This window comes from Rhizobium sp. BK602, from assembly GCF_014195095.1.
GTDB lineage: Bacteria > Pseudomonadota > Alphaproteobacteria > Rhizobiales > Rhizobiaceae > Rhizobium.
In genome coordinates this window covers 932,386-945,677 of record NZ_JACIBC010000001.1, presented here as the reverse complement: position 1 = coordinate 945,677, position 13,292 = coordinate 932,386, and the positions used below count along the sequence as shown (strand labels likewise).

The following is a 13,292-nucleotide window of genomic DNA, read 5'->3' as shown; positions in this document are numbered from 1 at the left end:
CCCATCGATAGGAAATCAGGAGACCGCCAATGGTCGCAGCAACGGACATCCGCCCGGTCGAGGGCTTGAGCTCCGTCAAGGTCGTCGATCCCATCTGGGACAGCATGCGCGAGGAAGCCCGCGCCGCGGCTGACCGTGATCCGCTTTTGGCTGCCTTCCTTTATTCGACGATCATCAATCATCGGTCGCTGGAAGAATGCGTCATCTACCGGATCTGCGAGCGCCTCGACCACCCGGACATGCAGGGCATCCTGCTGCGCCAGACCTTCGAGGAAATGCTGGCCGATTGGCCGGAATGGGGCTCGATCCTGCGCGTCGATATCCAGGCCGTCTATGATCGCGATCCCGCCTGCCTGCGCTTCATGGAATCGGTTCTCTATTTCAAGGGTTTCCATGCGCTCCAGACTCATCGTCTGGCGCATTGGCTGCTCAACCGTGGCCGACGCGATTTCGCCCTTTATCTGCAGAGCCGTTCCTCCAGCGTGTTTCAGACGGATATCAACCCGGCCGCGCGCATCGGCAAGGGCATTTTCCTCGACCACGCAACCGGCCTGGTCGTCGGCGAAACCGCCGTCATCGGCGACAATGTCTCGATCCTGCATGGCGTCACCCTCGGGGGCACCGGCAAGGAGGGCAGTGACCGCCATCCGAAGATTGCGCATGGCGTCCTGATCGGCGCTGGCGCGAAAATCCTCGGCAATATCCAGATCGGCCATTGCTCGCGCATCGCGGCCGGGTCGGTCGTGCTGAAGGAAGTGCCGCCGAAGACGACGGTGGCCGGTGTTCCGGCCAAGGTGGTCGGTGAGGCCGGCTGTTCCGAGCCCTCTCGTTCGATGGATCAGCTGCTTGCCGAAAAGATCATCGTCGACCAGATCATGGGCGCCGGGATCTAAGGAAAGTCCTGCCTGATTTTCGGGATGTTGCGTCGCCGGCCGGGATGGAAGGCGCGCTTCCGGTCTTTACACTGCCGCTTTTCCTATGCAAGAAGCGGCCAAACCCAAAGAATCCTCGCGGAGATAAATTGTGAAGCCTGACGAAATCAAGAAACTCGACGCCTATTTCAAGCGCACGTTCAACCCGCAGATCGTGGTCAAGGCTCGTCCCCGCAAGAACGACTCGGCGGAAGTCTATCTTGGCGAAGAATTTCTGGGCGTTGTCTATATCGACGACGAAGACGGCGACCGTTCCTACAATTTCTCCATGGCAATCCTGGACGTCGATCTCTGATCGAAAGGTCGGTTTTCGATTGCCTCAATCTCGAAAAGAGCCGCATTCTCATCGGAATGCGGCTCTTTTTTTGAATAATCGCCCGGAAATAACCTAGATGCTCGCCATTTCGAGCTGAATTGGGCCTGGTTTAGGCCAAAAGCCGGATTTCTTGGGCAGGCAAGAATTTTTCTCACAAAGCCTGCAGTTGCAACTTGCTTGATATATTTTAGCAAAATCAGAAGGATGCTGTTTGACCTCCTTCATCACCGGCTCGCCTTACCTGAAAATACAATCCAGAATGGATATTGCATCGCACAAGACTACTTGACTATTTGTGCGCTGCATTTAACTCTTGTCCTCGTAAACGGGCCATCGGTCAGTCAACATAGGGACGGAGAAACATGTTCAATTTCGACGAAGCGAACAAGAAGGGTAAAGAAGCCATCGACACGGCGCTGAAGAGCTATTCCGATGTCAGCAAGGGTTTTCAGGCGATCGCTACCGAAACCGCCGAATATTCCAAGAAGTCCTTCCAGGACGGTGTTGCGCATCTGGAGACGCTTGCCGGCGTCAAGAGCTTCGAAGCCGCTTTCGAGCTTCAGAGCAACTTCGTGAAGTCTTCCTACGAAAGTTTCGTCGCTGAGGCGACCAAGCTGGGCGAATTGTACGCCGATCTCGCCAAGACCGCATACAAGCCGTTCGAAGCCCCGGTTGCCGCTGCCACAAAGGCTGCCAGCAAGGCCGCCGCTTCGGTTGCGCCTGCGGCCTAAGCATTTCGCTCAGGGCTGGTAATTTTTCGAAAGGCCGGTTGCGCATGCCGCAATCGGCCTTTTGTGTTTTCGGTCGCCGCTTTCGGCGTGACCTTGACCGTGACTTTTTTGATCACGACCCGTTTTGGCGACGAATTGTGATTGCAGTGTCCGGCAGGGGGCTTAAAATCACACCAATATGAACTAAGTTAGAGGTTCGGATATCCGGCCCGACAGTGTCAGTTGCCCAATCCAGTTTGCCAAGTCGGAATGCGTCAGCTTCTGCCGGATGATTTGAGGAATGAATGAAATGATCGCTGAGCCGATCCGGATGCAAAACGACAGCGAAAGGAACGGGGACAACGGAAATCGCGGGACCTCGGTGATTACGCGCACCAAGGCCAAGACCAAGAAACCCAACCTATACCGCGTGCTGCTTCTGAATGACGACTACACGCCCATGGATTTCGTGATCCATATCCTGGAGCGTTTCTTCCAAAAGGATCTCGAGAGTGCCACCCGCATCATGCTTCATGTCCATAATCACGGCGTCGGCGAATGCGGGATATATACATATGAAGTAGCTGAAACGAAGGTGAGCCAGGTGATGGATTTTGCCCGGCAGCACCAGCATCCGCTGCAATGTGTTATGGAAAAGAAGTGAGGATCTCAACGTGCCAACATTTTCGCCTAGTCTTGAGAAGGCGCTGCATCAGGCACTGACCTACGCGAATGAGCGGCATCACGAATATGCCACGCTGGAACATCTGCTATTGGCGCTGGTTGACGACGCCGATGCCGCAGCTGTCATGGGCGCGTGCAATGTTGATCTCGACGCGCTCCGTAAGACTCTGACTGAATACGTCGATAATGAACTTTCAAACCTGATCACTGGTTATGACGAGGACTCGAAGCCGACCTCCGGCTTCCAGCGCGTCATCCAGCGCGCCGTCATCCATGTGCAATCCTCGGGCCGCGAGGAAGTGACCGGCGCCAACGTTCTCGTCGCGATCTTCGCCGAACGGGAAAGCCATGCGGCCTTCTTCCTGCAGGAGCAGGAAATGACCCGCTACGACGCGGTCAACTATATTTCTCACGGCATCGGCAAGCGTCCGGGGGCCTCCCAGACCCGCACGCCACGCGGCGCCGAAGACAGCGAATCCGAGAGCAAGCCGACCTCCCGCGGCGAGCAGGAGGAGGGCGGCAACAAGAAGCAGCAGGACGCGCTGAAGGCCTATTGCGTCAATCTCAACGAGAAGGCCAAGAACGGCAAGATCGATCCGCTCATCGGACGCCATTCCGAGGTCAGCCGTACGATCCAGGTTCTGTGCCGCCGGTCGAAGAACAATCCGCTCTATGTCGGCGACCCCGGCGTCGGCAAGACGGCGATCGCCGAAGGCCTCGCCAAGCGCATCGTTGAGGGCAAGGTTCCGGAGGCTTTGGCCGACGCGACCATCTTCTCGCTCGACATGGGCACGCTGCTGGCCGGCACCCGTTATCGCGGCGATTTCGAAGAGCGCCTGAAGCAGGTGGTCAAGGAACTCGAAGAATATCCGGGCGCCGTGCTGTTCATCGATGAGATCCATACGGTCATCGGTGCCGGCGCGACCTCCGGCGGCGCGATGGACGCATCGAACCTGTTGAAGCCTGCTCTGTCCTCGGGGGCGATCCGTTGCATCGGGTCTACCACCTACAAGGAGTACCGTCAGTTCTTCGAGAAGGACCGGGCGCTGGTCCGCCGCTTCCAGAAGATCGACGTCAACGAGCCGAGCATCGAAGATGCCATCGAAATCATGAAGGGCCTGAAGCCCTATTTCGAAGAGTATCATCACCTGCGCTACTCGAACGACGCCATCAAGTCGGCGGTCGAGCTGTCGGCTCGCTACATCTCCGACCGTAAGCTGCCGGACAAGGCGATCGACGTCATCGACGAAACCGGTGCGGCGCAAATGCTGCTGCCACCGTCGAAGCGCCGCAAGCTGATCACCGAGAAGGAGATCGAGGTTACCATCGCGACGATGGCCCGCATCCCGCCGAAGACGGTATCCAAGGATGACGAGATGGTTCTCGCCAATCTGGAGCAGGAGCTGCGCTCGGTCGTCTACGGCCAGGATACGGCGATCGAAGCCCTGTCGACCGCGATCAAGCTTGCCCGCGCGGGCCTGCGCGAACCCAACAAGCCGATCGGCTGCTACGTCTTCTCCGGCCCCACCGGTGTCGGCAAGACGGAAGTCGCCAAGCAGCTTGCCTCGTCGCTCGGCGTCGAGCTGCTGCGCTTCGACATGTCGGAATATATGGAGCGTCACACGGTTTCCCGTCTGCTCGGCGCACCTCCCGGCTATGTCGGCTTCGACCAGGGCGGCCTTCTGACCGACGGCGTCGACCAGCATCCGCACAGCGTCGTCCTGCTCGACGAAATCGAAAAGGCGCATCCGGATATCTTCAATATCCTGCTGCAGGTCATGGACCATGGCGCACTGACCGACCATAACGGCAAGAAGATCGACTTCCGCAACGTCATCCTGATCATGACGACCAATGCGGGCGCATCGGAAATGGCCAAGGCCGCCATCGGCTTCGGTTCGTCCAAGCGCACGGGCGAGGATGAAGAGGCCCTCAACCGGCTCTTCACCCCGGAATTCCGCAACCGCCTGGATGCGACCATTCCGTTTGCGCCGCTGCCGACCACGGTCATCCACAAGGTCGTGCAGAAGTTCATCATGCAGCTCGAGGCGCAGCTTTCCGAACGCAACGTCACCTTCGACCTGCACGAGGATGCGATCGCCTGGCTGTCCGAGAAGGGCTACGACGACAAGATGGGCGCCCGTCCGCTGGCGCGCGTCATCCAGGAAAACATCAAGAAGCCGCTGGCGAACGAAATCCTCTTCGGCAAGCTGAAGAAGGGCGGCGTCGTCAAGGTCACCGTCGGCAAGAAGGACGACGGCACCACCGGTATCCTGCTCGATTCCGTCGCGGATACCGCGCCGATCCGGCCGAAGCCGGAGGCGGAAGTGGTCGACGCCGTGGTTGAGGTGGAAGAGGATGACGGCGACACCGTCAAGACGCGGAGCCGTGTCGGCAAGAGCGGCACGGCGCCCGACGCCCGCCGTTCTGCGAAGACGGCAGCCGCCGCCGGCGATGTGCAGGATGGCAAGTCGCCCCGTAAGGGCAGCACGGTACCGAAAGTGCCGCGCAAGTAATTGCCGCTTGGCCGCTTGAGAAAATTGAAAAGGCTGCATTGGAAACAATGTAGCCTTTTTATATGCTTATTCTGATGTATTCATAAAAAACTAGAGCAATTCCAGGAAAAGTGCGAAGCGGTTTTCCGTCCGGAATTGCGTAAAAACAAATGGTTGGAGCGCTTCGGCGCTTCTGGAAAGCGCTGAAACGCTCTAGAGATGCGTGTAATCGATTTCGAGGAAGGATTCCACTTCAGGCACCCAGCGGTCCCGAACGAAGGCAACGTGGTCCGGGTGGACGTTATAGGCGTCGTAGCCCGATTGGTCATCGAACTCCATTGAGAAGCCGAAGGTGAAGTCGTTCTTGGAGCTGGTCTGCCGAAGTTGCTCGAAGTTCCGGACGCCTGGTATCTCTTTCAGAGCAAGGGCGTCCCTGAGAAATCTGGCCTCCTCGGCCGAGCCGGCCGCATGTTTCAGGCGAAAGGCGACGGTATGGCGAATCATCCGCGTCTCCAGTTCAGCCCAGCGCTTCGACGATCTTCCTGGCATTTTCCGCCAGGATCGCACCATCCTCCATCTTGCCCGAATGCGGCTTCAGCGCCACGCCCTCGTGACGCGGAATGATGTGGAAATGCAGATGGAAGACCGTCTGGCCGGCGGCCGGCTCGTTGAATTGCGCGATATAGACGCCATCCGCATCGAAGGCTTCCTGAACCGCAACGGCGATTTTCTGGACGGTGGTGATCAGATGCGGCAGGGCGGCCGGATCGGCGTCGAGCAGATTGCGCGACGGAGACTTCGGCACCACCAGCGTATGGCCGGGCGATTGCGGCATGACATCCATGAAGGCGACCGTGTGCTCGTCTTCGTAGACGCGCACCGAGGGGATGTCTCCCTTCAGGATCTTGGCGAAGATATTGTTGCTGTCATAGGCCGGGCTGGTCATGAAGGGTCTCCTCGTCTTCCGATTATGCATATGCGGAGAAGCTAGAGAGTTTCTACGCTTCACGGAAGCATAGAAACTCTCTAGCTCTTTGTTTTTACGCAATTCCGGCCGGAAAACCGCGGCACACTTTTCCTGGAATTGCTCTAGTTATCCTGCCGCTCGCCTTTGCGGAAGGGGCTGTGTTCCGTCAGGATCTCGCTCATCTCCTCCACCTGCTCGCGCTCTTGCTTGAGATAGTCGGCAACGGCGCGGCGCAGGCCCTGATGGCCGATATAATGCGCCGAATGCGTGATGACAGGCAGATAGCCGCGGGCGAGCTTGTGCTCGCCCTGCGCGCCGGCCTCGACCCGCTTCAGCCCCTTGGCGAGCGCGAAATCGATCGCTTGATGATAGCAGACTTCGAAATGCAGGAATGGGTGGTCCTCGATGCAGCCCCAATGGCGGCCGTATAGGGTCTCGCCGCCGATGAAGTTGATCGCGCCGGCGACATAGCGGCCCGCGCGCTTGGCCATGACCAATAGGATATCGTCGGCCATGCGCTCGCCGATCAGCGAATAGAAGGCGCGGGTGAGATAGGGCCGCCCCCATTTGCGGCTGCCGGTGTCCATGTAGAAGGCGAAGAACTGGTCCCAGATGTCTTCGGTCAGGTCGCTGCCCGTCAGCCAGTCGATGCTGATTCCGTCTTCGAGCGCGGTGCGGCGCTCTTTCTTCAATGCCTTGCGCTTGCGCGAGGCCAGCGTTTCCAGGAAGGCGTCGTGATTGGCGTAGCCGTCATTGATGAAATGGAATTGCTGGTCGGTGCGGTGCAGATAGCCGTCGCTTTCGAAGACCGAGATCTCATCGTCCGGCAGAAAGGTGATATGGGCGGAGGAGACGCCGATCTGCCGGGTCACCTCTTTCAGGCTTTCGGCGAGCGCCGGCTGGATCGCCCGGCGATCCCGTCCCTCGGCGACGAGCAGCCGCGGTCCCGTCGCCGGCGTGAAGGGGATAGAGCATTGCAGCTTCGGATAATAGCGGCCGCCGGCGCGCTCGAATGCATCGGCCCAGCCGTGGTCGAAGACATATTCGCCTTGACTGTGGCTCTTGAGGTAACCGGGCACCGCGCCGATCAACTCGCCGCGATCGGTTTCGAGCAACAGATGGCTGCCGAGCCAGCCCGTCCTGTCGGTGGCGGAGCCGGACTCCTCAAGCGAGGACAGGAAGGCATGTGAAACGAAAGGATTGTAAGGCAGGAGCGTGCCCGTCCTCGATGCCCCGGCAAGCCTGGACCAGCTCTCCGGGGCGATATTCTTGAAAGACCGTTCTACGCGAATGGATAATTCGTCTGTCATGAGGTGAGGGCAGAACTTTCCCTTGGATCGAACCCTTCGAAGGTCATTTGGTCTGCATTGGCGAATGTATGTTTGCGGGCCGCTTCGTCGCGGACGGTCCAGGTGATGACCGGAATGCCGCGCTGGCGCTGCGCCGTGATGAAGGGGTTCGGCAGGTGGCCATAGAAATACGAGATGAAGTCTAGCCCAAGCTGCATGGCTTCGTCATGCTGAAAAAACGTCTCGGGCTGAATTCCTTCCGCCGTCAGGCCGACGGGGTAGGGTGCCTTCAACGCTTTCAGATCCTTCAGCAGCCAGCGGTCGAAGCTCATCAGGGCGACAGGCCCCTTATAGCCTTCCAGCACTTCCAGCACGGATTCGGCAAAGCCGTCATCATCGCCCTCGCGCCCCTTGAGCTCCAGCACGAGCGGCACCTTGCCGTCGCAGAGCCGCAGGAGCTGCTTCAGCGTCGGGATCTTGTCCCTGGTGCCGCCGATCGACAGCAGGCCCAGCTCGGCCGAGGTACGCTCGCGCACTTCGCCGGGCAGGTTGCAGACGCGTTGCAGGTCGTCGTCGTGGAAGACGACCGGAACGCCGTCCGAGGCATAGTGAAGATCGCATTCGATGGCAAAGCCCGCCTCGATCGCCCGGCTAAAGGCGGAAAGCGTGTTTTCCCAAACCTGCTTGTTCATGTCGTGATAGCCGCGATGGGCGATGGGGCGCTCGGTCAGCCAGGCGATGCTGCTCATCAGGCGATTTCCAGAATGGCATCGATCTCGACAGCGGCATTGAGCGGCAGCGCCGCCATGCCGACGGCGGCGCGGGCATGCTTGCCGGCTTCGCCGAGCACATTGGCCAGCAGGTTGGAGGCGCCGTTGATGACGAGGTGCTGTTCCACGAACTCCGGCACCGAGGCAACGAAGCCGTTCAGCTTGACCAGGCGCTTGATGCGGCCGAGATCGCCGCCAAGCGCCGCCTTCGCCTGCGCGAGGATATTGATGGCGCACAGCTCGGCGGCGCGTTGGCCGCCGGCAACGTCGACATTCCCGCCAAGATGGCCGGTGACGGCGATCTTGCCGTTTTCCATCGGCAATTGTCCCGAGAGATAAAGAAGATTGCCGCTGATGACATAGGGAACATAGTTCGCGGCCGGCGCGGCGGCTTGCGGCAGGACGATGCCAAGCTCCTTCAAGCGGCCTTCGATAGCGTCGGACATTTTCATCTCCCGTTTTGTTGTAAAATCGTCAAAAATCCGGCATCAAGACTAAATTCCGTCAATGTGGATCGGCAGTCTCGTTTTAGCCGAAAGCGTTCTTATAACATCGCGTGCGAGTCCAACAGGAGATAATGAATGTTCCGCTCGAGTCTGGCCGCCGTTGTTGTTTCGAGTTTGGGCGTCGCGTCTCTGGGCGCATCCACGGCCCAAGCCGCCGGCCCGAGCGGGCTGATCGCGCATCGCGCCGTCTACGATCTCGAGCTCAAGGACGCCACCGACCGCTCCGGCATCGCCGGCATGTTCGGCCGCATGGTCTATGAATTCGACGGTTCCGACTGCACCGGTTTCACCACCAATTTCCGCTTCGTCACCCAGATCGATACGGGCGAAACCACGCGCGTCAGCGACCAGCAGACGACGACGTTCGAGGATCTCGCCAAGCGCGTTTTCCGCTTCGAGACCAAGTCCTACACCGACGACCAGCTCGACAAGGATGTGCGCGGCGCGGCGACGGATGACCAGAAGGGCATCAAGGTGGACCTGACGCAGCCGCAGGCCAAACAGGTCGAGCTGATCCAGAGCCGCTTCCCGACCGAGCACATGCTCGACATCATCCACAATGCCAAGCAGGGCAGGAATTTCTTCGAAGCCCAGGTGTTCGACGGTTCCGACGACGGCGACAAGCCGCTGATCGCCACCACGGTCGTCGGCAAGCAGGAGGTGCCCGCCAAGGACGATCCCGATGCCGACAAAGCCGGCGCCTTCGCCAAGACGCCGTTCTGGCCGGTGACGGTCGCCTATTTCAACGAGAAGTCAAAGGGCGACGCCATGCCGGTCTACCGCATGTCGTTCAAGCTGTATGAAAACGGCATCACCCGCGACCTGACCATGGACTATGGAGATTTCGTCCTGACCGGCAAGCTCTCCAAGCTGGAAGTGCTCGACGCCAAGGCTTGCCAGTAAGGTATCGGGTCAAAGCCGGCCTGATCGCTCTTTTTTTCGTCTCGCCCTTGCATTCCCGGCGAATCGAATGTAAGGGCACCCGCATTCCACACGTAAGGCATGGGATTGTCCGGGAGAAATCCGGATGGTTCCGCCCGGTGGCATCTTCGAAGAGGATGCTGTTCGCCTTGCGGAGGTTCAACCGGAAAAGGAGTCAAAGGCATGGCATTGCCTGATTTTTCTATGCGTCAGCTTCTGGAAGCTGGTGTTCACTTCGGCCACCAGACGCATCGCTGGAACCCGAAGATGAAGCCGTACATCTTCGGCGATCGTAACAACATCCACATCATCGACCTCGCACAGACGGTTCCGCTGCTGAGCCGCGCCCTGCAGGTTGTCAGCGACACCGTTGCCCGTGGCGGCCGCGTTCTGTTCGTCGGCACCAAGCGTCAGGCGTCCGAACTGATCGCCGACAGCGCCAAGCGCTCGGCTCAGTACTACGTCAACGCCCGCTGGCTCGGCGGCATGATGACCAACTGGAAGACGATTTCGAACTCGATCCAGCGCCTGCGCAAGCTCGACGAAATCCTCAACGGCGAAGCCCAGGGCTTCACCAAGAAGGAACGTCTGAACCTTGAGCGCGAGCGCGAAAAGCTGGACAAGGCTCTCGGCGGTATCCGCGATATGGGCGGCACCCCGGACCTGATGTTCATCATCGACACCAACAAGGAAAAGATCGCGATCGACGAAGCCAAGCGCCTCGGCATCCCGGTCGTCGCCATCATCGATTCGAACTGCGATCCGGACCTGATCGACTATCCGATCCCGGGCAACGACGACGCCTCGCGCGCCATCGCCCTCTACTGCGACCTGATCTCGCGCGCTGCCATCGACGGCATCGCCCGCCAGCAGAGCGCATCGGGCCGTGACCTCGGCGCTTCCGTCGAAGCTCCGGTCGAGCCGACCCTGGTCGAAGGCGGCACCGAAGCCTGATCGCGCGGAGGGGCGGACGCAATCCAGTCCGCCCGAGCGCATTGATATCCGGGATAAGGCCGTTTGCGACTTCAAGGAGTTCGGGCGGCCTTGTTCTGTTTTAGGTGATGCATGGCCTGGGCGCGTGAAGCCCGGCATGCTCCAGACAAGAATTCCATGTATGACGCGGCTTCATAACGCTGTCATACTTACGGGTACATTTCGTCCCTCAAATCGGTGCCGCTTCGGCTTGATGCCGCCGCCGCACCGTATGAACCGACAAGAGGAAGCTTATGACCGAGATTACGGCTGCACTGGTGAAAGAACTGCGCGAAAAGTCTGGCGCAGGCATGATGGACTGCAAGAAGGCGCTGACCGAAACCAACGGCGATATCGAAGCCGCGATCGACTGGCTGCGCGCCAAGGGCATCTCCAAGGCCGACAAGAAGTCCGGCCGCACCGCCGCTGAAGGCCTGGTCGCCATTGCCGGCGCCGGTCACAAGGCCGTTGTCGTCGAGCTCAACTCCGAAACCGACTTCGTTGCCCGCAACGATGCCTTCCAGGATCTCGCTCGCGGCATCGCCGAAGTTGCGCTGTCCACCGACGGCACGGTCGAAGCCATTTCGGCTGCGACCTATCCCGCATCCGGCAAGTCGGTCGCAGATGCCATCAAGGACGCGATCGCAACCATCGGCGAGAACATGACGCTTCGTCGTGCCGCCAAGCTTGAAGTCGAGCATGGCGTTGTCGCGACCTACATCCACAACGCTGCTGGCGACGGTATCGGCAAGCTCGGCGTTCTCGTCGCCCTGAAGTCGGTCGGTGACAAGGCCGTTCTGACGTCGATCGGTCGCCAGATCGCCATGCACATTGCCGCCACCAACCCGCTGGCCATTCGCGCCGAAGAAGTCGATGCCGCGGTCGCCGAGCGCGAACGCAACGTCTTCATCGAACAGTCCCGCGAATCCGGCAAGCCGGAAGCCATCATCGAGAAGATGGTGGAAGGCCGCATGCGCAAGTTCTTCGAGGAAGTCGCTCTTCTCTCGCAGGCTTTCGTCATCAATCCGGACCTGACGGTCGCTGCTGCCGTCAAGGAAGCTGAAAAGACCGCCGGTGCCCCGATCGAAGTCGTCGGCATGGCCCGTCTGCTCCTCGGCGAAGGCGTCGAAAAGGAAGAAACCGACTTCGCTGCCGAAGTTGCGGCTGTCGCCAAGGGCTGATCTGCGAGCGCCTCTCGTCCGTTGACGACGCGTGACATATCAAAGATTGGTTGAAACCATATCAGGGAAAACCCGTGGGCATCGCGTGACAACGCGGTGCCCTTCGTGTATCCGGCTTTCACAATCTTCCCCGCGATCACTTCAAGGAGCCACGATGTCCCAGCCGATCTACAAGCGCGTATTGCTCAAGGCCTCCGGCGAAGCTCTGATGGGCAGCCAGGGATTCGGTATCGACGTTACCGTCGCTGACCGGATCGCATCCGATATCGCAAAGGCGCGCGCAATGGGCGTCGAAGTCGGCGTCGTCGTCGGCGGCGGTAACATCTTTCGCGGTGTCGCCGTGGCCTCCAAGGGCGGCGATCGCGTCACCGGCGACCATATGGGCATGCTCGGAACCGTCATCAACGCGCTGGCGCTGGCGACATCGCTGCGCAAGCTCGATATCGACACCGTCGTTCTTTCTGCCATTTCCATGCCGGAGATCTGCGAGAGCTTTTCGCAGCGCGCCACGCTGTATCACCTCTCGCTCGGCCGCGTGGTGATCTTCGCCGGCGGCACCGGTAATCCCTTCTTCACCACCGATTCTGCCGCCGCGTTGCGAGCCGCCGAAATCGGCGCCGAGGCCATCTTCAAGGGCACGCAGGTCGACGGCATCTATTCCGCCGACCCGAAGAAGGTGCCTGACGCCGAGCGTTTCGATCATCTGACCCACAGCCAGGTGCTGGAAAAGGGCCTCGCCGTCATGGACGTGGCCGCCGTGGCGCTGGCGCGCGAAAATTCCATTCCGATCATCGTCTTCTCGATCCACGAAGAGGGCGGTTTCGCGGAAATCTTGACCGGCGGCGGTCGCAAGACCATCGTATCCGACAATTGACATTCCTGTGGCGCCGGGTTCTCCCGGTGCCGCCTACCACACGGGGAGTATAAATATGAGTGAAGCCACCGACCTCAAGGAACTGAAGCGCCGCATGGACGGCGCCATCGCGGCATTCAAGAGCGACATCGCTTCCCTGCGTACCGGTCGAGCCTCCGCCAACATTCTCGATCCGGTGACGATTGAAGCCTATGGCTCGCGCATGCCGCTCAACCAGGTTGCCAATATCACCGTTCCCGAGCCGCGCATGCTGACCGTTTCCGTCTGGGACAAGTCGATGGTCGGCGCCGTCGAGCGCTCCATCCGCGAGTCCAATCTCGGCCTCAATCCGATCGTCGACGGGCAGAACCTGCGCATTCCGCTGCCGGAGCTCAACGAAGAGCGCCGCCGCTCGCTGGTCAAGGTCGCCCATGAATATGCCGAGAAGGCGAAGGTGGCGATTCGCCATGTGCGCCGCGACGGCATGGACGGTCTCAAAAAGGCCGAAAAGGATGGCGACATCGGACAGGATGAGAGCCGTTCCCTCTCGGAGCGTGTGCAGAAGATGACGGATGAGACGATTTCGGACATCGACCGCTTGCTAGTCGAGAAGGAAAAGGAAATCATGCAGGTCTGATGTCATGCTGGGGTGACGCGCTTTCGATCACGAGATATTGAAAGCGGAGCGTGTGCCCT

General features: G+C 59.7%; 15 protein-coding genes. 10 read left to right on the top strand and 5 right to left on the bottom strand.

What is annotated here, in order from left to right; translation table 11 throughout:
• Positions 1-29: 29 nt before the first annotated feature.
• The 5 genes from cysE to clpA all read left to right on the top strand — a co-directional run bounded on the left by cysE (position 30) and on the right by clpA (position 5,158).
• The gene (gene cysE, locus FHX11_RS04580) at positions 30-893 is read left to right on the top strand and encodes a serine O-acetyltransferase (protein WP_184355471.1); all 864 of its coding nucleotides are present in this window, start codon (positions 30-32) and stop codon (positions 891-893) included.
• 130 nt (positions 894-1,023) lie between these two features.
• Positions 1,024-1,227, top strand: coding sequence for a DUF3126 family protein (locus FHX11_RS04575; RefSeq protein WP_107107923.1), 204 nt, complete (start codon positions 1,024-1,026; stop codon positions 1,225-1,227).
• Positions 1,228-1,610: 383 nt separating this feature from the next.
• Positions 1,611-1,979, top strand: a complete 369-nt coding sequence (locus FHX11_RS04570) for a phasin family protein (protein ID WP_184355469.1) — start codon at positions 1,611-1,613, stop codon at positions 1,977-1,979.
• Positions 1,980-2,268: 289 nt separating this feature from the next.
• Entirely contained in the window at positions 2,269-2,622 is a 354-nt protein-coding gene (gene clpS, locus FHX11_RS04565; protein ID WP_184355826.1) for an ATP-dependent Clp protease adapter ClpS, read from the top strand.
• A gap of 10 nt (positions 2,623-2,632) precedes the next feature.
• Complete coding sequence (gene clpA, locus FHX11_RS04560; RefSeq protein WP_184355467.1) at positions 2,633-5,158, top strand: ATP-dependent Clp protease ATP-binding subunit ClpA; 2,526 nt, start codon at positions 2,633-2,635, stop codon at positions 5,156-5,158.
• 192 nt (positions 5,159-5,350) lie between these two features.
• Here the strand turns inward: clpA and FHX11_RS04555 are convergent, their stop codons facing one another.
• The 5 genes from FHX11_RS04555 to FHX11_RS04535 all read right to left on the bottom strand — a co-directional run bounded on the left by FHX11_RS04555 (position 5,351) and on the right by FHX11_RS04535 (position 8,609).
• Positions 5,351-5,641, bottom strand: coding sequence for a Dabb family protein (locus tag FHX11_RS04555; RefSeq protein WP_184355465.1), 291 nt, complete (start codon positions 5,639-5,641; stop codon positions 5,351-5,353).
• Between the two features lie 13 nt (positions 5,642-5,654).
• Positions 5,655-6,083: an HIT family protein gene (locus FHX11_RS04550; protein WP_184355463.1), complete on the bottom strand. Its 429-nt coding sequence runs from the start codon at positions 6,081-6,083 to the stop codon at positions 5,655-5,657.
• A 143-nt stretch (positions 6,084-6,226) separates the two neighbouring features.
• Entirely contained in the window at positions 6,227-7,414 is a 1,188-nt protein-coding gene (locus FHX11_RS04545) for a GNAT family N-acetyltransferase (protein WP_184355461.1), read from the bottom strand.
• Positions 7,411-8,142 carry a glycerophosphodiester phosphodiesterase gene (locus FHX11_RS04540; protein WP_184355459.1) on the bottom strand — a complete coding sequence of 244 codons (732 nt, stop codon included), beginning with the start codon at positions 8,140-8,142 and terminating at the stop codon, positions 7,411-7,413. Before FHX11_RS04540 ends, FHX11_RS04545 begins: the two co-directional genes overlap by 4 nt.
• Positions 8,142-8,609: a RidA family protein gene (locus FHX11_RS04535; RefSeq protein ID WP_184355457.1), complete on the bottom strand. Its 468-nt coding sequence runs from the start codon at positions 8,607-8,609 to the stop codon at positions 8,142-8,144. Before FHX11_RS04535 ends, FHX11_RS04540 begins: the two co-directional genes overlap by 1 nt.
• A 135-nt stretch (positions 8,610-8,744) precedes the next feature.
• Between FHX11_RS04535 and FHX11_RS04530 the strand changes: the two genes are divergently transcribed.
• From FHX11_RS04530 to frr, 5 genes are all read left to right on the top strand, one after another.
• Positions 8,745-9,572 (top strand): cell envelope integrity EipB family protein, encoded by an 828-nt coding sequence (locus tag FHX11_RS04530; RefSeq protein WP_184355455.1) that lies wholly within the window; start codon positions 8,745-8,747, stop codon positions 9,570-9,572.
• A gap of 201 nt (positions 9,573-9,773) precedes the next feature.
• A complete protein-coding gene (gene rpsB / locus FHX11_RS04525; protein ID WP_184355453.1) occupies positions 9,774-10,544 on the top strand; it encodes a 30S ribosomal protein S2 in 771 nt (256 codons plus the stop codon).
• A 272-nt stretch (positions 10,545-10,816) separates the two neighbouring features.
• Positions 10,817-11,743 carry a translation elongation factor Ts gene (gene tsf / locus FHX11_RS04520; protein ID WP_184355451.1) on the top strand — a complete coding sequence of 309 codons (927 nt, stop codon included), beginning with the start codon at positions 10,817-10,819 and terminating at the stop codon, positions 11,741-11,743.
• A 154-nt stretch (positions 11,744-11,897) separates the two neighbouring features.
• Complete coding sequence (pyrH, locus tag FHX11_RS04515) at positions 11,898-12,617, top strand: UMP kinase (RefSeq protein ID WP_184355449.1); 720 nt, start codon at positions 11,898-11,900, stop codon at positions 12,615-12,617.
• A gap of 55 nt (positions 12,618-12,672) precedes the next feature.
• Complete coding sequence (gene frr, locus FHX11_RS04510) at positions 12,673-13,233, top strand: ribosome recycling factor (RefSeq protein WP_184355447.1); 561 nt, start codon at positions 12,673-12,675, stop codon at positions 13,231-13,233.
• The last annotated feature ends 59 nt before the right edge of the window (positions 13,234-13,292 follow it).

What these genes read in the sequence shown, in the direction of transcription:
- cysE (WP_184355471.1), top strand. Translation starts at nt 30, where the DNA reads ATGGTCGCAGCAACGGACATCCGCCCGGTCGAGGGCTTGAGCTCCGTC.
- FHX11_RS04570 (WP_184355469.1), top strand. Translation starts at nt 1,611, where the DNA reads ATGTTCAATTTCGACGAAGCGAACAAGAAGGGTAAAGAAGCCATCGAC.
- clpS (WP_184355826.1), top strand. Translation starts at nt 2,269, where the DNA reads ATGATCGCTGAGCCGATCCGGATGCAAAACGACAGCGAAAGGAACGGG.
- FHX11_RS04555 (WP_184355465.1), bottom strand. Translation starts at nt 5,641, where the DNA reads ATGATTCGCCATACCGTCGCCTTTCGCCTGAAACATGCGGCCGGCTCG.
- FHX11_RS04550 (WP_184355463.1), bottom strand. Translation starts at nt 6,083, where the DNA reads ATGACCAGCCCGGCCTATGACAGCAACAATATCTTCGCCAAGATCCTG.
- FHX11_RS04545 (WP_184355461.1), bottom strand. Translation starts at nt 7,414, where the DNA reads ATGACAGACGAATTATCCATTCGCGTAGAACGGTCTTTCAAGAATATC.
- FHX11_RS04540 (WP_184355459.1), bottom strand. Translation starts at nt 8,142, where the DNA reads ATGAGCAGCATCGCCTGGCTGACCGAGCGCCCCATCGCCCATCGCGGC.
- FHX11_RS04535 (WP_184355457.1), bottom strand. Translation starts at nt 8,609, where the DNA reads ATGTCCGACGCTATCGAAGGCCGCTTGAAGGAGCTTGGCATCGTCCTG.
- FHX11_RS04530 (WP_184355455.1), top strand. Translation starts at nt 8,745, where the DNA reads ATGTTCCGCTCGAGTCTGGCCGCCGTTGTTGTTTCGAGTTTGGGCGTC.
- rpsB (WP_184355453.1), top strand. Translation starts at nt 9,774, where the DNA reads ATGGCATTGCCTGATTTTTCTATGCGTCAGCTTCTGGAAGCTGGTGTT.
- tsf (WP_184355451.1), top strand. Translation starts at nt 10,817, where the DNA reads ATGACCGAGATTACGGCTGCACTGGTGAAAGAACTGCGCGAAAAGTCT.
- pyrH (WP_184355449.1), top strand. Translation starts at nt 11,898, where the DNA reads ATGTCCCAGCCGATCTACAAGCGCGTATTGCTCAAGGCCTCCGGCGAA.
- frr (WP_184355447.1), top strand. Translation starts at nt 12,673, where the DNA reads ATGAGTGAAGCCACCGACCTCAAGGAACTGAAGCGCCGCATGGACGGC.